The organism is Reinekea sp. G2M2-21, assembly GCF_015687175.1.
GTDB lineage: Bacteria > Pseudomonadota > Gammaproteobacteria > Pseudomonadales > Natronospirillaceae > Reinekea.
Map to the genome: position 1 here is coordinate 463,590 of NZ_JADPQG010000002.1, position 24,497 is coordinate 488,086.

Genomic DNA, 24,497 nt, shown 5'->3' on the forward strand with positions numbered 1-24,497 from the left:
GTTACAACGCTCCGTTAATTAGGGGGCTAACCAGTCGCATGGTGGCATCCTGCTCGTTGTATTTGTTGAATGGTTCTACCATGCGCACGGTGACTGATCGGTTCAACCAGGCGTTTAAAAAGCCATTCATCGGTGTGAAACTTTTGTCGCATATCCATTTTTGCGTCGGATTAAAGTTGATCCGCTCATACCATTTACGCAGTCGTATCGTTGGGCACACACGGGCCCCCATGAATGTCAGAATACTAGAACAATGGCTGTCATTGATCTGACGTTTCCACGGCACAAAGTAACTGTAATTCGGATACTTTTTCATTTCCGCAATCAGGTTGTTCTGGTCTTCTCGCCACATGCGCAAAATGTCTGCTTTGCTGGCACTCGGGTAAAACAATTCGTAGGAGAAGCGGGAAAAATTGTAATCGCGGCTGAAGCCGGTGTAGGCAAATTTATCATTGGGGTATTTACGGGCCATCGCGCCGACCATTTTGCCCAGATTCCAAAACCGGAAATCATCCGGAAAGGCGCCTCGTATACTGCTCAGACGCCATGCTTGAATCACTTTTTTGTGCATCAGCTTTGAGTTGAAATTGCCATTCGGCGCTGGAAACAAGGGGCCGGAATCGTTCAACATAAAGCCTTGTTTCGGTTGCAAGCGTTCGCGCGCTTCCTGGTAGATGGCGGTCGATGCGACGCCACCAGCGCTGAAACCGGTAATCAGCATTTTATTGATATTGGGGAAGTGGCTGGCCAGAAAGTCGAGTGCCTTTGTGGAGTTATTGTACCCAGTGTGAAAGAAGTTGAATGGCGGCGAGACACCGCTGTCATCAACATAGGTCACAACATTATTCCCTATATGTACATCACCAGTACAATAAGGCATGTAGGCAACGTCCCAGCCTTTGGTCGCAATGGCGTTTTTGTCTCTGATCAGGGGTAAGCCCGGGTCTTCACCGTTGACAATCGGCGATACAAAACGTGCTTTGGTCTTATTTATATAATCGTTAGCGATGCCATTTGGATTCGCCGCGCCCAATTTGCCGGTTTGGCCACTGCAGGTGGCGTAATCCCAACAGGCACCGCCGCCTTCATACAACACGACGAGATTGGTGGATAACGCGCTGTCGTGAACCCAAAACTTGTATTGTGATCCGTCACTGCAGTATGTCCCTGGCAACTCAATACGTTGCCAGTTGAAGTTATTGCCACCGTCGACGACATCGTCGACGGAGATGACATCATCGATGCCCATGGCGGCCGCATGATGTAGCGTCATCACCGCGAGCAGGCTCAGCAGTCCTGAACGCACGTTTTTCTGGATGAATGAAAGCATTGCCCGTCTCCCTGTCGTTACACAATCTGTTTCTCAGACTGACAGTGTTATCTCAGCGCCCTGATAAACCCAGTGGAGTTAGGTACATTGAGAAACGATTCAACATTATTGAGACGTTTGTGACGTTTGCCCGGAGTCGGCCGCTTGCGCGGGAAAGCGTTGCTTATACAAACGGGAAAAATACCCAGGGCTGGCAAAGCCAACGGCGTAGGCAACTTCGGCAACCGTACGGAATGCATTTGCGTCCATCAGTTCACGTGCTTTTTGCAATCGTAAATCGCGGATAAACGCGGCTGGTGTGGTCTGAGCGGCTTTCTCCATGTGTCTGTGTAAGGTGGGTTTACTGACGGCCAGTTTATCCGCCAGTGTCAGCGCATCGAATGCAGGGTTCGCTAGGTTTTCCTGAACATATTGCGTCGCTTTAGCCAGCCACTGTTCGTCGGCGCTCGGTGGTGCAGTGCTACCGGCGATGTCGGCTTCTGCTTTGACCGAACTGTGCCGTTGCCACAAATTGCGCACGCGTAGCACCAGCTCTTCACTATCAAATGGTTTCGCCAGGTAGTCATCGGCTAGGTTGGACAGAGCCAAATTACGGTCTGCATGGCTGGAGCGTGCCGTTAACATCATTACCGGGATGTTTGCGCATTCCGTCTGTGATCGGATGCTTGCGAGTAACTGCATGCCATCCATCAATGGCATCATGAGATCTGTAACAACGATATCAACCGGCTGTGACTGAATCAGGTTCCAGGCTTGCAGACCATCGCTGGCGGTGATCAGGTGGTAGTCGCTCTGAAAATGGCTGGCGATGTAGTCACGCATATCCGCCACATCTTCAACCAACAACAATGTTGGTCGAGATTTGGCTTCGCCGGTAGGGTGTGATTCCAGTTGGGCATCCAATGCTGTGGTTGGCGTGTCTGCTCGATAGTGTTCATCGCTGTGCGTTGCGAATTCGCCCTTGTCGAAGTGGCTGAATCCTAGTGGCAGAGTGACCGTAAATACACTGCCACCGGTTTCACCGCTTTGCACTTCGACTTGCCCGCCGTGCAGGTCGGTCAGCTCTCTCACCAGCGATAGGCCGATCCCACTGCCTTCCACGCCACTTCGATCGTCCTGTTCCAACCGATAAAAACGTTCAAAGATGCGTGAATGCATCGTCTGGGGAATACCGGGACCGGTGTCGCTTACGGCAAATCGGCAGACGCCCTGCTCAGCATCACCCGTCGCCTCAAGACTTAAACCAAAGTGAACGTTACCCTGCCGGGGCGTGTATTTAAACGCGTTGGACAACAAATTGCACAACACCGTCTCAACCTTATTTGGATCAAAAAACAAGACGGTGTCCGCCTTCAAATATTGTTGGCTAAACACGACATCGCGTTCAATCGCCTGGTGTTCAAAGAGGCTGGTGATACGGCGGCAGAAACTGTTAACCTCGATTGCCTGTACCTGTAAGCGTAATTGGTTTGCTTCCAGATGGGAGAGTGTCAACAATTCTTCCATGAGCCGACTTAAGCGATTGGCGTTGCGACTTGAGGTCTCAATGGCTTTGGTCAATTGCACGGTATTGTCTTTCAGTTCACCGGACAAAATCCGTTGCAGAGGGCCCTTGATTAGGGTCAGTGGTGTTCGGAATTCATGACTGATGTTCGCCAAGAACTGTGATTTCATACTGTCCATTTCCAGAAGTTTTTCATTCTGTCGGGCCAGCACTTTGCGCTGAACTTCCAATTGAGAAGTTCGTTCAATCACTTCGCGTTCCAGAGTCTGGGCGTAGTCGGCTTTCATTTGTGCCGTGGTTTCCAATTGCTCCAGAACCTTACGTTTGGCTTCATTGCTTTCCAGCCGCAGCGCGTCGATATAGCTGGCCAGTGCCATTGCTAGAAAGAAGACTTCAATCACTGAACAGGTGTAAAAGAAATACTGCTCCATCCATGGAATCACCTTCAGGGCGAGTTCCGAACCCAGAATATCCAGCATGGGTAATGAGTAGAGTGTGGTTTCAATACCGTAACCGGTGGCAATAAAGATGAAGGATGTCGCAAAGTAGATGGCGGTCTTTTGCCCTTGTTTTATCATGGCGGCAGCAATAACCCCAAGCCCGATGGTTAACAGCACCACGCTGATTTCCAGCCAGAAATTAAAGCTACTGAGTTTTAGTAGGGTAATTGGCAAACCCAAGAGAACTATCACGATTGCTCGTTTGTAGAAACGGGCAATCGTGGGGCGAAAGCGCTCCAGTTGAAGCACATTTAGCCCGAAGGCCATCAAAAACACGCTCGATAATGTTGGGGCGATACTGATACTTGCGATCACCCACGACGCGGGCGGTGGCACGGGCAAATAGAACAGCAAACCCTCATAGCTGGCAATGATTAAGACCATCGACAGCAGATACAGGCTGTAATAAATGTGGCCTTTAACGCCAATGCGCAGATATAAAATCGCGTTGTATAGAGCTAAAGCTGTGAACAGCCCTATGAGCAGAAAGAAGGCGATGTTTTGTGACAACTGCGTTTGCAGGAAGGTCGACAAGGGCCAGATCACCGGCCGCAATTCTAACGCGGCATTGGGCTTACTGATCAGTGTCAGTTTAAAAAGATAGCGTGTTTCGCTGTTAACCTCCGAATAGATCATAAACGCGGGTTTACGATAGACAACATTACGCTTAAAGACAGAATCATTGATATCCACGCGATCCAACAACTGCAGGCCCGTTTCTCCGACCCTGTACAGTTCGCTGTGTTCGATAAAAATATAATCGAGGTCAAGGATTTGAACGTTCTCGGAAGCCCCGCTTTTCAACCAAAATGAAAGCCAATAAGTACCGGTGTTGTGACTCAGCGTTAATTGAGGTTTCGCATTCATCGGGGTGCTAGACAGGGAACTCAGTGCCTGTTCCGGCGTAAGCTGTTGCTCAGGGTCTGCGATTAGGGTCAAACGTGGCGCTAGTTCCAGCGTTGTATTATCAGCGCCGAAGGCGATTGGCAGTAATAATAGCAATAAGGATACTGTTCTGGTCAAAAACCTTAATGGGCGTGCGTTTATGCTGAACCTTCCAAGTTTTTCATGATGTCAATTGGCGTTTGGAAGCCCAAGATAACGGAATAAACCCAATCGAACAATTAGTCATTCTTGTTTTCGCGTTGAAATTCGCTTGAACAAACGTCTCAACTTACTTCACAAACGTTTCAATTCGCCCGCGCGCTCTGGCGATGGACACGCTACTGGTCAATAGTGCTTTGACAAAAAAGCACAGGCAAAGGCGCTGATTTTACAGCAATGCGGGCCTGGCAAATTAAGGAGAGAGCAATGATTAAGTTTCGCAAAGGGTGTGTGGTGACGCTGGCGGTGTTTGGACTCATCGCCTGCAATCCGAGTGGTCCAAATAGTAGTGGAGGCGAAGAGCAACCATTAAAACTAACCAGTGTCGCGGCAACCTCGAATACTCAGGTGGTGGTAAGTTTTAATCAAGCTGTGAAGGGAGATTTCAGCGATATCAATAAATTCGTCATTGTCCCCGATAACGGTACCAATGCCGTTTTACCGGTCGTTGCTGCAACGCCAGCAGTGGATCAACTCAGTGTTACGTTAAAAACCACATCACAAGCTCAACAACCCTATTCAATTAAAGTCGTGGGCGCTACTGCGGACGACGCCATTGCAGAGTTTACTGGCCTGCCACCCAGCCAATTTGAAATAACTTTGCTGGAAGGTGAAGACGGTCCTGCTTTCTGGTATGACATAAATAACAACTCAACGGTGGATGTTGGAGACGCCATTACCAATTCAGCCGGTGATGGTTTTGGATTAATTGACGCCAATACCGACGGTATCGTTGATAATTGGCAAGATAAGAATGGCGATGGTGAGATAAACGCGGGTGACATCGTTGCTGGGTTTCTGGATAACGATTTCGATGGGCTGCAAGATAGCCGTGAGTCCCTGGGTTGGCCGGTGACCATTGAAGACAAAAACTATGTCGAAACAACCTATTTCGTGTCCAGTGACCCGCTCAAAGCAGACACAGACGGCGATGGCCTTAACGATTTCTTCGAATTCTCCGAGCTCACTGACCCCCGTAATGCGGACAGCGATGCGGACAGCTTGTCAGATTATCGTGAAGTTCGGGTAATCTTTTCAAAACCGACCAAGGCGCATTCCGATGCCGATGGTCTTGCCGATGGCGATGAAGTAAATAATAAGTTCACGTCGCCCACTTTAACGGATACAGACGGAGACAACATTTCCGACGATGATGAAATTGACCAGAATCGCAACCCTCGGATTGCGGATCGACCGAACTTCCGGATAACCGTGGACCGCGTCAATCTTTGGGCAGACGTGAACATTTTTGACGAAGCCACCAACACGTCTTCCTTCTCAGATGAGCTCAATTACGATGTTACGCTTTCGCGTTCACAGTCGCAGTCATATTCACATACCGATTCGGTGATTGATCAGACTGTTGGGAAAATAAGTTCACAACTCGCCGTAGAGGCCAGTTATGAATCTGAAACCGAAAGCGGAATCGCACCCGTTCCATCGTTGAAGCAAACAACAAAGTGGGGGACAAAAATAAGCGCTTCGGTAGGAGGTGGCAAAGAATGGACAAATGCCCACAACTGGCAGACCACCCGCGACAGTGCGAGCAGTGCGGAGCAGGCCTACAGTAATTCGGTCTCAAAAGCGAAGGAATACATTACACAGCAGACCCAAAGCCGACAGGTTGAAGGGGGCATCATCAAGACCACCGTCGATATTTACAACGACAGTAATTTCACCTTAACGTTCAACAATATCCAAATCTCCGTTCTGCAAACTCGCTCTGGTGAGCTAGAGCCAATTACGACGCTAACCATGTCCAATGGTCCAGTCACCATCAGTCCGTTGAGCAGCTCCAACCTCGGTGGTGATCTCATTTTTGAAAATACCAACGCCAGTGAGTTGAAAAGCCAAATAGAATATCTGATGCGCAACGTCGACACGCTGGTATTTCAGGTAACCAATTACGACATCACGGACAGTAACGGAAACTTGTTTACCCATTCTGACCAAAGTGTTTTTAACAGTACCGCGGGCGTTGTGATTGATTATGGTAATAATGCCAATGCTGAACGTTTTCTGGTCTCAACCGCGGGCTCTCAGGATTCTCAATCCTTCGTGGATGGCGAATGGCAAGGTGGTTCAGATAAAAGCGGCAAAGAGCGTGGCGTATCCTTGAGTTATGTGATGCAAAGCATTTTGGGCTTAGAGCGCCATTATGCCTTCGACACTATTCACGCGGGCGACAACGGTACACTGGATACGATCGTGTTGGAGGGTAGTGACGATGAAATGCTAGGTGGCATTATTTTGCCTGGTGCCAATGGTTGGTTAGAAACCCAACCGGAAGGTGATGACATTGTTCTCACCAAGGCGGTAGATAAAGAAGGCAACGAAATTACCAAGCAGGGGGTGTTAGCCGGTCCGGATGGAGTATTCAATGAGGGTACCGTCGCCTTTGGTGATGATATCGCAAATGGAACCGTCGGCACCAAGGGATTGCCGTACGGTGCGGTGATCATTTCGGCGGGTAACGACGGTGTTCTCGATGAAAATACAACCATTGACCCACTTGATCTGCTCGATTATATCGACGGCTTTCAAACCCGACGCACCTGTACCGGTAACAGCCAAACTACCGGCGACATCTGTACGGTTAACCGCGACTGTTTTACAGAGGAAGTTGAGGAAGGCCAATGCAATGGACCTGAGCGTATTTCCCGAATCAAGCAATTGAGCAGTGGTGACTTCAACCGGGACTGGTTTGTGTTTGTTGATGAAAGCATGCCAACAGAAGCCGACTTTAATGCGGTCAAATTAAAAGCTGGCAACCGCTATTCACTCGCTTTCCTTCAAGATTTAGACCGTGATGGCATTGTGTCCAGAGTCGAGGCGTTATATGGCTCGGCTGATAGCGCTGCAAACATTTATGACAATGCTATGTTTGGTCCAGGCTTTGATGTGGTCGCCAACGCTGGACAAACCAATGGCGATATCTGGCCCGACTCTCGCGATACCGACCATGATGGTCTCGATGACTACAGCGAAATTTATTTTCCAGTGCAGGTTAACACCGAAGACAAGGGCTTGATTGATGTCTATTCGAGACCTTACATGGCCGATTCCGATAATGACGGTTTATACGATATTGAAGAACGCGATTTACGTCAGTTCTGTACTGAAAACGATCCGAGAACGGACGCGTTATGTCGCGGCTTCATCAACAATTCCGACTATATAGCATGGGCAACGAGCCATAACACAAAGCAACAGGCTATAGGCATTATCGCCGGACCCAATGGTACGGTGGATAGCGTCCTTTCGGGAGGTGATATCGAGCTGTATGCGCAAGGCACGGAGAATCTGCGGTATGGAACGGCAGTTATAGTTGCCGGCGTGGACGAAAGTTCAGGTGAACTATTGCCATTGGCCACTACCATATCGGGCGATGATCGCTATTTAGTCGCGGATGATTACATTCCTGCGACTAACCCATTGGCCATGGACACTGACAACGATGGAGTCTCGGATTATGACGAGCTCTATGGGTACCTGGCGGCAGGCGCGTTGGTTACCAAGGGCAGTGAAACAGACATTGTCGTCATGGATGTCACTGCACAAGGGGATGATGTTCAGTTAGCGGGTGTTGGGGAGTCCGTCACTGGAGGAGTCAAAGTCATCGGCTTTGGTGAAAATCAGTTGTTGGAATCGAATGTATCCGCCAGTCTGGACATATTGGCAGCACAGACTTATGTGACTGATCCGCTGCGCAGTGATTTTGACAGCGATGGCACCAAGGATGGTTTCGAATTTAAACACGCCGGAGATCCTACGCTTTTTGATGGCATCAGTAGTTTCGACAGTGACGGTGATGGATTACCGGACGCGATCGAAGAATCAGGTTGGGATGTAGTGGTGATCGAGGGTGAAGTCGTAAACAACAGATTGGTCCGAACGGCCAGCACCTTCAGAGTCACATCCGATCCTTTTGTTACTGACAGTGATGATGATGGTTTGAGCGATGCTGAAGAATATCATTTAGTACCCAAGACCAATCCAAATGAGGCCGATACCGATGGTGATGGACTTTCAGATTTTTATGAAGTGTTTGGCTATGAAAAAGATGACGCCAATAAAGCGCCTTGGTCCATTGAAATAAAAACAACAACGAATGGATCAGCTGAACGCATCAAATTAACCCATGTTCAGGGTGCTGCTTATGTTACCAATCCCGCAAATACCCATACTGATAACGACTATTCGAGTGACTTTGACGAGGTCGATATGGGTACGAATCCTCAAAAACAAGATACCGATGGCGATGGTTTAGGGGACTACTATGAAGTCCTGGAGAATATATCATTAACGATTAATGGTGTAGAACTCCCAGACTTTGGTTCTGATCCAACAGATTCGGATGCAGACAACGATGGATTGAACGACTTTGATGAGAAGCAGTTTGGTGCTCACCCGGGAAAGGCGGACACCGATGAAGATTTACGTCTTGATTTAGATGAAACGTTACTTGGTACAGATCCCGCGAATACGGATAAGTGCGTTCGAGTGAGTATTGCACGGTTAACCCACAATGGTGATAAAGATAAGAAACGTCAGGCAACAATTCGATTCCAGATTGTACGACAAAATTCAAACGGAGCCGATAATGTTGTCTTATACGACACGACTCAGCAGTCGACTTTCGCTCGAAAAGATTTCGCGGTCTATCACTACGGGGACAAATTTTCGGATGTCTTTCCTGTTCGAGACACGCAAAGAGCAAAAATCTACGTATACGCTGCCTGGGGAGGTAACCATGCGGAAAAAACGACGATCGTAGATTTATTTGCTGAGTTAGAAACTACTGCTGCAAAAGAAAAGAGCGTTACAATTGGGAAAATTGATGGTCTTGAGTTGTATGCGGTTTTTAAATATCAACGAATTGATGGACCGAATTCAGATATTGGCAACTGTGTCGGCTCAATTTGATGGCGAAGCAGTAAACGAGAAATGAGGGTTTGGTCATTTTCACAGACCATAAATTTCTACAGTTGCAGAAATAGCAGTGTAAATTGCAACAAAGGGCTCAAATGAGCCCTTTTTCGTCGGAATCTAAACGAAGCTTACAAAATCACGTCTTTTATATCGTCGTCTTTGCGATCCAGGTAATGCGTCGATTGAATCTTGCGCACCGTTCGGCTCTTGCCACGGATGAGCAACGTTTCAGTTGTCGCGAGGTTGCCGCGTCGGCGGCCAGCATAGAACCTAAACGTGAATGCTCTTACAATATTTTTGATTTTTGAGTCGCGACGGAGTTATTAGAGGTACCCTTAAAACCAAAACCTCCTTGTTAAACATCGTTCAACTTGAGTTTTTCTCGTTTTGAGAAATGAACCCTGATCTAAACCCCCCTTCATTTTGACCAACGCCATCACGTTTTCAGAATGACTAATTTAAGTCACCGAAAGGCTTTGTCCGCTGACTTTTTCTGGGAACCGTCAAACTTCCACAAATTTGTAGCTGACAATTTTTAACAGCTGATCCGTATCTTTAATCACATTCAAATGCAGCTCTGTATTAAAAAAGGGCACGCCGTTGGGTGTTAGTAATGAACGTAAGTGAATGCACACGGAGCCCCGCCGTTGGTCTCTACCAAATCCTTTTGGTACACGCATTTCATCATCAACGTTTTGTTCTCCACCTTCAGGGGAATACACATCGCCGACTCGGTTCACCGAAAAGGTTTCAAAGCCCCCCATTTTTTTATCGAGCGCTTGATAGTCTTCTTGAAACTGAGATCCAGTGCAGGAACCATTTTCAATGATACGACTTTTGAACACGTCAAATTCCTGCTTCATCAAGTGAACACCCAACCATTCTGCAAAGTGAATGAGTTGCTCGCGAACCTGCATGCCAAGTTCTTCGTCGCCCACAACTCTAAAAAAATCGTGTCGTACAACGCCTTTGTAAACTTGATTGTCATCCACGGATTGTTGATTGTTGGGGTCGCTGACCCAGTTGTACTGAGAGGACATTTCTAGCTCGCCCTCTTCCCACTCATGTTCAACGACGATGTGAAACTTCTCCGGAGCTTTCATGACGATATTGACATCATCCACATACTCGCCTGATTGCTTTTCACGAATGGTAAATAAGGTGTCACCACAATTTAAATTCAGTAAGCAACTCCAAAGGTAGCTTGTACCTTTTTCCATCGTCAGGCTCAGGAGCTCCATCGCTTCGGTGAACTCCATGGCTTCCACCTGAAGCAATTGTGCCAAAAAGTGTTTTTGTTCTTGGTATTCGTTTTCGAATTTCAATGGCTCTTCCTCAACTCATTTCTCTGTCAGTATTACTTCGCACTGACCATGACGGGTATCACCCCTTTCGGTATAGCATAGCTGTTTAGCAATGCCGACAACGCAGCTCGCTCAGAGGCCTTACCTGAGTATAGCGCCAAGAAAACAGCCGTTCTGGCGTACACACGTTTTTGAGCAAATTCAATGATTTGCCGGAACTGGTTCTCATTGTAACCACCGTTTTTATAAGCTTTATAGAAGGTGGACAATGACAGCTTCACTTCACCGACTAAGTACGCTTTTATGCGACGATGACCGGTTCGCCCAAGTTTCGACGGTGGTGTTTTCGACAGCACAAAATCCGGTTTCGAAGAACCTGCAGCCGCATAGCTGCCTCCGCCGCCTGGGCATCCGTAACCATCCGATGCGGCAAAACCACCGCTGATTGAGGGTTCAAACCACACAATTTCACGCGCGACATCCGGTACAAATGAACAAACAAAGTTTTGAATTTTCTGTTCCCATATCTGCCCCGCTTGCGCCACCGGGCCAACACCGACAAAACCCCAAGGACTAAAGCTACTCATGGCCGTAAAGTTTTTCACCGCACTCAATACGACGGACCCAATCACACTTTGTGCTTTATCGATCAAATAGTCTTTCGCGATATGGACCGCAATACTGCGCAACGTTGCCGAGATGTTCATTGAAATATTGACACTCACTAACGTAAAACGTCCGGATGGATCGGAATGCAAATACGGATTCGCATTGGCAAACTGGTAACGGTTCAAACTTTCGGGTTGTCGCACATTCGGCTCAGCGGGGTCTGCCGTTAAGAAACGTCCTGTTTGTGGATCGTAATCCCGTGCACGTAAATAGTAATAACCCGTTGCGGCATCCAGCCATTGACTTTGGAAACGGAAATCGCCACCGGACTCCGCGGCCACCGTCATATTCCCGGTTGAATGGACGACATCGCCAAAGGCGTCGTACGTTTGCGAACCCACAAGCTCGCCCGCTTCATTCACCAAACCGATGACCGAACCCAGCCCGTCCGTTAAATAGTAGGTGCTTTGCTCGTTCTCAATGCGCTGCAACGGTACATCGCCAATGTAGTTGTAAGTCTGGCGAATTTCGTTATCACTGTTTAACACCGCGTGTGGGTTTTCGTATTGTCCCGTGATTCCCGGCATTCGCAGGAATTTTCGTTGCACACCGTTGTGCGTGACGGATGCGCGCGTTCCTCGTGCATCGTATTGAATGCTCACGGTATCCTCGGTGCTTTCTACACGGGTCAATTGACCATCGACAGTGTACGCATAACTCGTCGTTTCACCGAGTTCGGTAATTGCGGTGGTTTGTCCGTCGAGGTTATAACTCAATGCTTTGTTTTCTCCGCCACTCACGCTTACTAAGCGACCTCCAGCACTCAGCTGATAGGTCGATTCCACGCCATCTATGATTTTTTTCGTACGCATCCCGGCGAGGTTATAGGTGTAAGCGATGCGTTTTTCCAGCACATCTTCAGAGTTATAAAAACGCTCTTCGGTGACACGAACATTGGCGTCGTAATCGATCTCGACATAGCTCCCGTCTTCCCATTCGATTCGGCTAGGTTCACCACCGATGTTTCGCTGATAGGTCACCGAACGAAGTACTGTGTTGGCGCTGTTTACGTGAGTGACAGACAGGATTTGATCGCGCAGGTCATACACATAGCGACTTTCCACACCATTCGGCCGCACCACCGAAATCAGACGTCCGGCTCGGTCGTAACTCAACGCCGTTGTGCCCTGTTGATGATCCGTCACACTCGCTAAGCGACCGGCACCGTCATAGGTGTAACCGGTCGTGATCACTTGCGCGCCACTCTTGAGGCGTTTTTCAATGACACGGCCTGCGGCATCGTACCGGTATTCGATGGCTGCGCCGGTGCTGGTGCGTATCTCAGAGAATTGTCCATTCAAGCGATAGTCGTATTCCGTCACACCCAAACCATCTAACGTGGAACTTAAGACTCCTTGAGCAGAATAATTCAGCTGCTTGGTTAACGTGCCGGATTCGGATTCTGAGATCACTCGACCCAAGGCGTCGTAGTCATACGTTTTATTACGGCCTGAGGCATAGTCTACGCGCTGGATACGACGCGCATCATCGCGGACAAGTTGCTTGAAGCTATCGTCTGCATAGCGTAGTTCGGCCACTTCGCCATTCGACGCGTAGGTTAACGAAATGGTTTCGTCGATTGCGTTCGTCATTTCAGTGATGCCTTGATCGCCATACGCGTACGTCGCTTCTTGCTCAGCAAAATCAGACGCCGCTAGCAGACGCCCTTTGTCATCGTAACGGTATTGACGCGTTCGATTGGCTTCATCGGTAAACGACGTTGGGTGCTCACCGCCATCCAGCGCAGCATGTTCCGTTAGGTACGTCCAAGTTCGTTTCGTGCCATCGGCATGCGTGAGTTCGGTCAGTAGACCATGCTTATTCGTTGTGCTCACAACCGCCCGGTTCAACTCATCCGTCACCGTTGCACTGTTGGGGGTATAGCTCATCTGCCAACCGCGCCCACTGCCGTCGATCACTTGTGCGACTCGTCCATCTGGGGTATAGGTGGTTTCGCGACGTGCTAAGGTCGGGTTGATGACGGCGGTGGTGCGCCCATTTTTGTCCAGTTCGTAAGTGGTCACACCTTGCACTGGGTCTGTTTCTGATTGCAACCGTCCGGCGGCGTCATAATCATACGTCGTCACGCCACCAAACGCGTTCCACTCGGAAATCACTCGACCAGCTGCGTCGTACTCCCAACGGTTTTGACTGCCGTCGGCGTAATCAAAAGTCAGCGGTTTTCCATCGGGCGAGAAACGACGGGTCATGCTCGGAATCGTGTCGGATTCGACTTGAGTCCAGTCCTGTCCATAGCCGTAATCGAATTCAATTGCTACGCCATCATAGTTTGCGGATTCCATTCGCCCCATTGGGTCAAACGTTTGTGTAGAACTCTGCCCTTGGTTTGTAAAGCGTGTCGGGTTGCCAACGGCGTCGTACTCAAACGTGGCAACCGTTTCATCGTCGATAGTCAGGGCATTCATGTATCCGTTCGAATTGTATGAAAAGTTTTGACTGCCGTAGGTGTCTTGCTCACTTAATAAGTTGCCACGCGAATCGTAATTGCGCGCCAAAAGTTCAAACCCTGTTTCGTCGGCCAATTGCGTCATGTTTCCGTTGGCATCGTAACTAAAGTCCTGGCGGCCTCCATTTGGTTTGGTGACGGAGGTTACTTGATTCCGTGCATTCCACTGATACTCCGTGGTGTAGTCAGCAGGGTCAGCACCTTCAGGATACGGTTCGGTTCGCGATAAAAGGTTACCCGAAGCATCCCACGATTGTGTGGTGATGTTGCCTTCCGCATCGGTCATCTGCGTCCAATTATTATTGTCGTCGTACTGGTATTTTATGGTGTTGTTCAGATCATCGGTGACCGAAAGTACGTTTCCTCGCGCATCGTACACGTAGGTTTTTTGACGACCCGTCGCATCGAAATTGGTTTGTGTTCTTCCAGCCAAATCGTAAGTGGCTGTTGAACAGCCGCTTTCATTGCAGGCTTCGGACACGCGACCCTGATCGTCGTAATTAAACTCCGACACTACTCGGCCATCCGGTAACGTGATCGACTTTAAATGGTGACGATACGGCGCTGGGTGATACTGATACGTTGTGGTTTCGTTCAGCTGATTCGTGAAGACCGTCAGATTATTTTGCGTATCAAACCCGTACTGAATCGTGTGACCATTCGGATCTTCGATTTGAACGATTCGCCCATAGGCGTCGCGTGTAAATCGGACACCGATACCCTGCGCATTCACCACACCGTTTTCGGAAATGAATAACTGGTTGTTGTTTAAATCTTGCAAGCGAGTAATGCCTGTCTGCACATTCAAATCGAACACGCGGCCATCCGGCGTGGTTAAGCGCACATCCGTAGGTTCCCACGGCAGACCAAAATCTTCATCGCCGAGGTCAAACGTAAATAGGTTTTGCCCATTTAAATAAAAGACATTGTTGTTACCCAACACTTGCAGCTGCGCACCGGCTAAGCCACCCGTTTGTACAAAGTCGGCCTGACCTAAGCAACCGCCTGAGATCATGCTGCCGTACCCAGACAGATGAATTCGAGGCCGGAACTCATACGTTTCTTGATCACTGATGCGAATGTGCGTGACATGGTGCGCGCCCTCAGCAGCGGTATAACACGGGATTTTCAGGAAACCACCCGAGTTTGCCACCGACCAGCCTTGCCCTGGCTCACGGTTATTGACGTACTCGCCTTGCCGCACAGAGAGATCCCAGCCTACACCTAAATCCCGCGAGGTTTTTACTCGGCTGTCGTACGTTCGCTCAATCACAATGGGAATTCCGGCAATAGGCAAGGTCATGTCCACAAACGAAAGTTGAACAACGCCTGGTTTTAAACTGCCTTCAACCAGCACAACCGTTTTATCGAATGTTGTTTGCCCGTTGGCATCTTCCGCTTTCAAAATAAGGGAATAGAGACCATTGTGCAGCAACGTTGGGTCGAACGTGCTGGCGCGTTCGTTCGTTAGATTTGAATTCCCCGTTGCGACAACTTGATATTCACTCGCTGGGCTATCCACTTCTTTTACGATCAAAGACCACTCACGTAAATTCGCATCATTAACGGTGGCAATCACATCCACCGGTTCGGTAATGGATTGGCCTTCGCTGGGTGAATGCAACATCACGTCCGGTGCGGTGGTGTCGTTAGGATCGATCACGGAGAACCAGCCGCTTTCGGTTAGGGTGTCGGTGCCGTCGGTGACGGTGGCAACTACATCGTTCACGCCGTAGGTATTGGCAAGAACGCTTGCTCGCCCGTATTCATCCAACGACACGCTGGTTCCGTTAACGGTTAAGGTTTTTACGAGCGTGTCGCGTCCACCACTGGCCAGTACTTGGATGTCCACGAGGTCACCAAATTCTGGGTTTTGTGGCGTGACATTCAAGAACGCATCGATCGGCAGGAAGTCTTCAAACACGGCGATGCTGTAGCTTTGGATCGCACGTATGTTTCCGTCGCTGACGCTCAGCACGATGTCTTCAATGCCCACTTGGTCTTGTGTCGGCATCCAGGTGAGCAAGCCATCCGTTGAGAAGGTTGCGTTGGCTGGAATTGTCATCGCTGCAAAGGTCAGTGCATCGCCATCGGCATCGATCGCGGTGACTTGATATTGATACTCAGCGTCCGCGACCGCTTGCGTGCGTGGCGTGCTGGTAATTTCTGGTGCGGTGTTGGTGTTGCCGTTTTCATCCGGCGTCTGCGCTTCTACCACTTCGAGTGTGAAGGTTTGCGTCACCCAGGCGCGGCCGTCTTCAACGCGCACAACGAGTTGGTGCAAGCCCAGTTGGTCTTCTGTGGGTGTCCAAGTCAGTAAACCGTTGTCGTCAATCGCCAAACCAGCAAGTGCCGGCGTGACGGTGTGAGTCAATGGATCGTTTTCTGGATCGCTCGCGATTACCGCATACTGATATTCCTCACCGGCAAAAGCGGGTGATATTGGCGTACTTAAAATGCTTGGCGCAGTATTCGGTGGTAGTTGCTCGTTCACCGTAATGCCAAAGGTTTGTGTGGACGCAGCACCACGTGCATCGGTGGCTTTAGCAATTACGTTAAACACATTGCCTGCTTGTGCGCTCGACGGCGTCCAATCGATTTGGTTGCCGCTGAGTTTCATTCCGTTTGGTTTTTCGAGTAGTTCAAACGTGACGGCGTCACCGTCCGCGTCTTCTGCCGTAATCACGTATTGGTATGCATCGTTTGCATAAACGGAAAGCGCTGGTGTGCTGGTTATCATCGGCGGGTTGTTGGCAGAATCGTTCACCGGCAGCGTCATTTTTTGGCTGGCGACACCACCACGGCCATCTTCCACAATCACTTCCACCACAATGGCTTGGCCGATCAATTCGGTTGAGGGCAACCAAGTCAATAAACCTTCGTGATCAATGGTAATTGCTGCAATGTCACTTATCACTCGGTACGTGATTGGGTCGGCATCCGGGTCTGTCGCAACTACGTGATAGCTAAACTCTTGCCCGGCAACTACGACACCGGATGGCACGCTGGTGATGACCGGCACTTGATTGGTAAGATCCGGCTCAATCACATCCACCAAGAAATATTGTTTGGAAATCGCGCCTTGTTCATCGACAACGCTCACTTCCAGAGATTTCAAACCGACTTGGTTTTGTGTGGGCGTCCACTGAATCAATCCACTGGTGGCATCGATGCTTACGCCCGCTTGGGTACGTGACATGAAAAATTCAATTGCATCGTCATCGGTATCTGTCGCACTGACCGCATATTCGTACGTTTCCCCCATAGTGACCGACGTTGGGGGCACGCTGGTGATTTCCGGTGCGGTGTTTGTTGCAGATACGATCGAAAGTACCATCGAGTGGTCGGCATAAGCACCTGCTAAATCGTAAACCCTTACAACAAGTGGATAGGCTCCAAAAGCCAGACCGTTGCTGGTGATCTCGCCTGAAAACTCATCGATCTCAAGGCCGGCAGGTACATCCACACTCTCGAAGCGATGGTCATCGCCCACATCGATATCGTTGACGTCAACAACGAAACTGATCGGCGCGTTTTCTTCAAACGTGATGCTGGTTGAGCTGATTACGGTAGGCGCGTCGTTTTCATTTGCGATGGAGGCCGCAAATAGTTGCTTATCCGACTCGCCCGCTTCGTCGTACACGCTGGCTTGCATCATCACGGCACGCGCGGTGTTGTTGTCGGTTATACATTCTTGCGTATTTGAATTTGGTTCAACGTCGATGCGAATCGTTTGTTCGAGTACAGAGACATCACTAATCGGCAACGAGACCGTTTGCGTTTCGCCAATAGCCAATGCATTGATGGTGGCCGTTCCCAATGCGGTGTCACCCGTCCAATGATGTTCGTGTGTAAACGATACGGTCATCGGCTGTGTGATTGGGGCTAAACCACGGTTCACGATGTCGGCCGTAACTGTATTCGTGTTTTCAATGAAACGAATGTTGTGGACCGTGACATCGGCCATACCCAACGCAGGGCGATCAGGGAACGCATTCAAACGGAAGGTGTTGTGCGTTAACCAGGATGTAACTGGCGTTGCTGGAACGGTTAAATCGTCGTTGATGTTGTTGATGTGGTAGTTGTATTGGTTCCACAACTTACGGGTTGGCGCCCAGCTGTCGTTCAAATCTTCGAACGCGCGGATGCCTACGGACGAACCGCCATCGGAGGTTACTAAAATTTCTGCATGGCCATCGGAATCGATATCGGCTACCACGGGGTATTCCGCCGCTGTTGCTGACGTATTCGGTACGGAGAATTCCACTTTACCGGTCGCGCCATCAAAAATGCGCAAGTTACGTTCGTCGGCGTAGACAATTTCAGCGTCGCCATCGGCATCGAAATCAAACACGGTCGAACCGGTGGTGCGTGAGCTGTAATCTTGAACGGTGGCTTGCCAAAGCACGCTACCGTCATCATCAAATACGACATAAACGGAACGGCCCGATACGCCCACTTCGGCTAAGCCATCGCCATCCAAATCCGATACGGTCGGTGAACCACCACCGCCACCTGGAATGGCCGTCGGCCCCCACACTCGGGTACCATCAAAATTAAAGACGCTGACAGCACCGCCAAACACGGCCACCAACTCTGGGTCGTCATCACCATCCATATTCGCAACGGCGTTGTATGATGTGGTCATACCAAAATCAGCCAACAGTTGGCCATCGGCACTATACAGATAGCCACCCATCACCACTTCTTGCGTACCGTCGCCATTGGTGTCCACGGCAATGGCCGATGCACGATGCCCAATGGATTTATCGCTGACCCACAGTAAATCACCTTGTGCGCTCAACACCCAATGCTTGGCAAGAATTTCAGGCTCGCCATCGGCGTTTAAATCGGCAATGGTGATGGCACCGTAATTGTAGCGATCGTTTACACGCGCGTCGGTATTGCGCCACAGCACATTGCCTTGGTAATCCGTTGCGGTGACGTAACCTGAGGTGTCGTAGTAAAAAATCTCGGGTGCAGCGTCGCCCATTACATTTGCAACAGCAATGCTGGAACTCGCTTTGATTGTGCTCGAAGATTGCGCCCAAAGTTGCTCGCCCGTTTTACCGTTTAGGGCAACGAGATTTCCTGAGGCGCTGTCGACAAAACCACTGTATTGATTTACCAACACAACCGGCTCATCGTTTTCATCGAAGGCACCGTCGTTATTTGAATCAATCAACGGGGCAACGACGGGCAAGCTTAAGACTTTGTTATCTCGGTTTTGCCATTTCAATACGGGCTCGAAATCACCAATGTTCAACGCCGTATTCGACACACAAAACTCATTCGCTGTCGTCGTCGGCTCTACAAACTCCGAACGACCCACCCAGTTCAATAAACCGGAGTTCTTATTGATCCACGAACCTTGCGGGAAAATTTCCAGCGCGTATTCAAGTTCGTCATTGTTCGGGTCAATGGCGTCGACATCGTATTCATAACCGCCGTTTTCCAAACCTTCGCTGACCGCTATGGAAACAATTTGTGGTGGCTCGTTCGCGAACACAGTAAAGGTAATGGTTTGTGTATCCGTTTCTCCACGCAAGTCGGTCACTTGTACGACGACGGTGTAGTCGCCGGGGGCAAGAGTGCCCGGTGCCGCCGTGAGCTTGCCCGTATTTTGGTCAATATAAACATTGTCCGGCGCATTCATTAACGTGAATTGATGGCCGTCGCCTTCGTCATTATCGGCAACTTGGACTTGATAGACTAAACCTTGCCCACCTTGGTGCGTGAGTGGAGCGTCACTTATGATGACAGGTGCTTCGTTAACATCTAAAACGTTCAATGTGAAAACTTGGGTATCAAACTCTTCATCAGGGTCGGACGCTTTAACGCGGACTAAGGCAGCATGGGTTTTGTTGTTGGTAATTTCACATTCGTCTGCATCGCTAGCACTGGTGATTGTCACATAGACATGATCCGTCAATGCGCTATCTTCAACGTTAATTGATGCAGTCGCTTGCTCACCACTGAGTAATCGGTTCAGCGTCGTGGTGCCTAACAGCTCGTTTTCACCTTCGCCATTAAAAAATTGGATCAGTAGTTCAGAGGTAATATCAGCTAAACCCCGGTTAGATATTTTTGCTGTAAGTTGATGCGATCCAGACTCACCCTCCACTAAATGAATTGTGCCAGCGTATACGTCTGGGTTGCCTAGATGCTCTAATGCAACCGGCAAATAGGCCATAACCAAGCTGGTTGTGGCCAAGTGGGTGTTGAATAGGCCACTGGTTGTGACCCAAGTTCCATTTGCTGATTGCGACTCCAGCAGGTACTTGATGTTGTTTATTACTGCACTATCGGTTAGTGCCGGGTCTAGATAATTAAGTGCTAACCCAACCCACGCGGACGTCAGAGGGTCTGCGCTTGAACCATAACTGTAACGCGACCAACCGCCAACTGGAAGTTGACGGCTTCGTAATGTGTTATCAAGCCAATTTATTGCATTGTCAATTTCTACCAAGCGAGTCGCATCACTCACGAGTGGTCTTAACTCTGCTAATGCTATTTGCCGAAATGCAAGCCACAGAGTTTCATTGTCGTTGCCAAAAGCGCGAGCCAATTCAAAATTTACAATTTTATCTACGTTATCTTGAAAAGCGTCCGCATAGTTTTGCAACTCGGACGTTGGGGAATCAATTTTCTTTAAATCTTTAATAAATCGCGCGCCGCTAAGGGCGATTACCGACGTGATGGAATCGTAATCGCGCATCCAACCAGAGCTGTGGTCCTGCGACCAATAGATTTGATCGCCGTTAGTGCTTTGGCGATCCATCATAAAGCGCAGCGCTCGACCCCGTTTTTCCAGAGTGCGCTCGAAATCCGTGACGTAACTAAGTGACCAAAGTGCAAACGCAGTTTGTGTTTTAGAATACTGAGGATGCGATTGTCGAATTGATCCATCCGATTGCTGGCTACTTAGCAATTCTTCCAGCAGGAATTCTGCAGAGTTTAGGTCTACATCTGCTTTGCCTAACGAAGCTTGCAACCCTAGAAGTGTTTGAGTTTGAATATGACAGCCCAAGCATTTTTCTTTTCTATCCCAGGCCACTGTCCGCTCACCGGTATAGTCACTGGCGTGCTCAAGCGCTCTTTTAACTTGCTGAAATAAAGGCGCTACATAAGTAAGGGCGTTATCTTCATCACCCTCTTCATAGACTTTTGCAGAGCCGGTCGGGACGACATAACATTGCTTGTTAAAATCGGGAACACTTTGAACCCATGACGAATCCGGTGTCCAATCAATGCGGCCGGTTAAGGAGTCAATGCTCATGTTGTGTGGCGCAAAACTCAACTCGTAACTTAGAACATCGCGTTCATTTGGGTCTTCGGCAATTACTTGATATTGATAGGTGGAGTTTTCATCGGTGAGTTCAATGGCTGAGGATGTAATCACCGGCGGTTCATTAATTTTTAGTACATTTATGGTAACTGTTGCTGTATTTGACAGGTTGGTGCCTTCGTCAAATTCACCAATGGCAAGGTCATTCGCTCGATACAGCCAGCTAACTTGACCTTCAAAGTCCGAATCCGCGGTGTAAATTACCTGATTGCCATTGATGACTAAGGTGCCGGTTTCTGGGTGACTTACTGTTTCTAAAACATAGCTATCACTATCAATATCGGTCACTTCTGGTAAAAACTGGACAGACGCTCCTTGCTCAACGTCTAGTGTTAGACCTAACGCCACTGGCGAATCGTTAACGGGTAACACACGAACCAATAGGTCGGCGACATTTGAATACAACTCACCGTCATAAGCCTGGTAGGTCAGGGTTATATCGCCTGAAAAATTTGCAGGAGGTTGATAAAAATACTCACCATTTTCCTCCAAGATTTGCCCAATTTGGTTATTAAGGCTTGGCTCAAACGTGAGCTGTGAAGAGTCAATATCGCTGGCGTCAAATGTCAACTTTATTAGTGAGTCTTCCAATCCAGTAACTGTTTGACCAACGGCAACAGGGGCATCATTAACGGGTATTACTCGAATTCTCACTTGGGCTTGGTTTGAAAGTTGCTCTCCGTCGTGCAACGTAAATACAAAACTATCATCACCGTAATAGTTTTGGTTAGGTGAATAATGCGCGGTAAGCGCTAAGCCATAAACCGCTAAAGAACCAAACTGAGTATTTGAATGTTCCGATACAGCTAGTTGGTCTGAGTCGTCATCGGAATACAACAGACGGATGTCGATGGTGTGATCTTCCAAAACCTCTATGATCTGGTCATTGGCGACAGGTCGGTTGTTGTAGCAGCGAGTGTGCCGAACATACTCAAGGCTCACGTATCCTTTTCCATTCAGTTTGTAATCTAATAACTTAACCACCGCGAATTTGGATACTTGATAATTGAGATTTGTACCACTGCCTTCATAGCTAGAGTACAAAGGAATAATGATATGTTGGTTAATCAGGGCATCCATTTGAGTACGAATACCATTTGAATTTTTTACGCCGGGTGTGCCTTGCACCCAATCACCAACATTGATTTGATTATCTAACCCATCATTGGGGTTAACATAGGTGTTGGAATTGCCTGGCGGAATAAGGCGAGCTTCTTGGCTGGGGGCGTTATTTGTTCCATTCCAAGATAACCAATTGTAATTTCCAGGACCCGTTCCGAGACTTAACGCTGGGAATTGCTCACCAATGGAAGCGCCTTCAAAGGTCGTATCTTCAAGCGTTATGGGGTAGAGCGAACAAAAGTCTGGCTCAATGGTTATTTGAGGCGTCTCTACGAAAGGTTCCGCCATTACGGTGGAAATAAGTAAAACGGCAGCAGGAAATACGCCCAAAACACGTGGGTTAAATAACATTTTACATCCTTGTTAGACTTCAAAAATTAGGGAAGTGTAACTAAGTCCACCCTCAGAAATCAAATTGAGAGCTTCACATAAGCCATATCAATCTGAGTCAACTAGGGACATTACGGCCATAGCAACGCCAACGTTAACAATGGTCTACTTTAACCTTACACATCGGCATCTAGACCATTCTCTCCTGAGAATGGTCCTACGAATGTAACAAGTAGTTAGACTCGGGAATTTCTAACGGCTCTCTATTGTTTTGAATAGTTCTACTTCAAAATCACGTCTTTGATATCGTCGTCTTTGCGATCCAGGTAATGCGTCGATTGAATCTTACGCACCGTTCGGCTCTTGCCACGGATGAGCAACGTTTCCGTGGTCGCTAGATTGCCGCGTCGGCGGATACCTTCGAGCAAATCGCCTTTGGTAATGCCGGTGGCTGAGAACACGACATCGTCTGAACGCGCCATGTCTTCCAGTTTATAAATGGCATTGGGTTCGACACCCATTTCGGCGCAACGGCGAGCTTCGTCTTCGGCCAGTTTTACCGTTTCAGCGTCGGTGCCTTTGCCAATCACCTCCGTACGAATGAGCAAGCGACCCTGCATATCGCCACCCAAGGCTCGAATGACCGCCGCCGAAATCACCCCTTCAGGAGCACCGCCAACGCAATACATCATGTCGACTTCGCTTTCCGGCATGCAGGTTAAGATGGATGCCGCCACATCGCCGTCGGGCAACGCAAACACACGTACACCCATGTTTTGCATCATCGCAATGGCGTCGTCATGGCGTGGTTTTGCCAGCGTGACCACGACCAAATCTTCCAATCGTTTATTGAGCGCTTTGGCCACCAGTTTCACGTTTTGCTCCAGTGGCATGGCCAGATCGATAAAACCTTTAGCGTCGGGTCCGACCACCAGCTTCTCCATGTACATGTCCGGCGCTTTCAAAAAAGTACCCTTGGCGCCGACGGCCATAACAGCAATGGCGTTGGCCTGACCCATGGCGGTCATTCGCGTACCTTCAATCGGGTCCACCGCGATATCACAGGCATCGCCAGTGCCGGTGCCGACCTTTTCGCCAATGTACAACATCGGGGCTTCATCAATTTCACCTTCACCGATGACGATTTCACCATCAAAATCGATCTTGTTCAGCATTGAGCGCATCACTTCAACAGCGGCACCGTCCGCTTTATTCTTGTCGCCCCGGCCCAACCAGTTGTAGCCAGCCAGAGCCGCAGCTTCCGTCACACGTGAAAAATTAAAGGCGAGATCGCGTCGCATGGGGTTCTTCCGTACAAAATTTGCGCGCATTCTACTGGTTTGAGGGGCAAGGTGCCACGGCTGGGTGAGATTGAACGTTGGTTGTTCGACATATGAGGTTTCATTCAAACGGGAAACTGGGAATGGCACTTACTTAAGCTTATTTCCGTTTTGTTTGAGACTTTTACGTCATTCGTTGACTTCGCTTAAACGAGATTTTTTACTTTAAGTACTAAATCAGTTACGAAGATTATGGTTCCATTTTTAACCAAAAGATCTCTTGGCGGATTTTTCTTTCCAAGGGGAGATCCCCTTTCACCCCCTTCTGTCGCCCGCTTTGGTGTTCTGCCATGTCGGACACTTTCTTCGAACGGTCGCTTGAGCGTGCGTCCCTGCACGCGCGGCGCTTGCAAGGGCATCCATGCCCTTGAATCCGTTGCGATGTGTCCGTCATGACAGCCAAAGCAGATGCGACGAAACGGTTATTTATGCCAGACCTTGGTACATAGAATGTAGAGGTTGGTTTTATCTATCGAGATAGTAACTCTTGCCGCGTTTTTCCCCGCTTTTCAAACGACCACGCCCGAATCGTCGGACCGGTTTGGCC

6 protein-coding genes are annotated in these 24,497 nt (G+C 49.0%); 1 reads left to right on the top strand and 5 read right to left on the bottom strand.

From position 1 onward, the window contains the following. Position 1 precedes the first annotated feature (1 nt). Positions 2-1,330, bottom strand: a complete 1,329-nt coding sequence (locus IYN85_RS10915; RefSeq protein ID WP_230390676.1) for a hypothetical protein — start codon at positions 1,328-1,330, stop codon at positions 2-4. 105 nt (positions 1,331-1,435) lie between these two features. After that, positions 1,436-4,336, bottom strand: a complete 2,901-nt coding sequence (locus IYN85_RS10920; RefSeq protein ID WP_196158928.1) for an ATP-binding protein — start codon at positions 4,334-4,336, stop codon at positions 1,436-1,438. Between the two features lie 309 nt (positions 4,337-4,645). Here IYN85_RS10920 and IYN85_RS10925 point away from each other — a divergent pair, with 309 nt between their 5' ends. Then, positions 4,646-9,364 carry a binary toxin-like calcium binding domain-containing protein gene (locus tag IYN85_RS10925; RefSeq protein WP_196158929.1) on the top strand — a complete coding sequence of 1,573 codons (4,719 nt, stop codon included), beginning with the start codon at positions 4,646-4,648 and terminating at the stop codon, positions 9,362-9,364. Positions 9,365-9,873: 509 nt separating this feature from the next. On the opposite strand, the gene IYN85_RS10930 is transcribed toward IYN85_RS10925, so the two are convergent. The 3 genes from IYN85_RS10930 to glpX form a co-directional block, all read right to left on the bottom strand. Further along, complete coding sequence (locus tag IYN85_RS10930; RefSeq protein ID WP_196158930.1) at positions 9,874-10,695, bottom strand: hypothetical protein; 822 nt, start codon at positions 10,693-10,695, stop codon at positions 9,874-9,876. Between the two features lie 32 nt (positions 10,696-10,727). Beyond that, positions 10,728-22,631: a putative Ig domain-containing protein gene (locus IYN85_RS10935; RefSeq protein ID WP_196158931.1), complete on the bottom strand. Its 11,904-nt coding sequence runs from the start codon at positions 22,629-22,631 to the stop codon at positions 10,728-10,730. Positions 22,632-22,891: 260 nt separating this feature from the next. After that, positions 22,892-23,911 carry a class II fructose-bisphosphatase gene (gene glpX, locus IYN85_RS10940; RefSeq protein WP_196158932.1) on the bottom strand — a complete coding sequence of 340 codons (1,020 nt, stop codon included), beginning with the start codon at positions 23,909-23,911 and terminating at the stop codon, positions 22,892-22,894. Positions 23,912-24,497: the final 586 nt, after the last annotated feature.

What these genes read in the sequence shown, in the direction of transcription:
- IYN85_RS10915 (WP_230390676.1), bottom strand. Translation starts at nt 1,330, where the DNA reads ATGCTTTCATTCATCCAGAAAAACGTGCGTTCAGGACTGCTGAGCCTG.
- IYN85_RS10925 (WP_196158929.1), top strand. Translation starts at nt 4,646, where the DNA reads ATGATTAAGTTTCGCAAAGGGTGTGTGGTGACGCTGGCGGTGTTTGGA.
- IYN85_RS10935 (WP_196158931.1), bottom strand. Translation starts at nt 22,631, where the DNA reads ATGTTATTTAACCCACGTGTTTTGGGCGTATTTCCTGCTGCCGTTTTA.
- glpX (WP_196158932.1), bottom strand. Translation starts at nt 23,911, where the DNA reads ATGCGACGCGATCTCGCCTTTAATTTTTCACGTGTGACGGAAGCTGCG.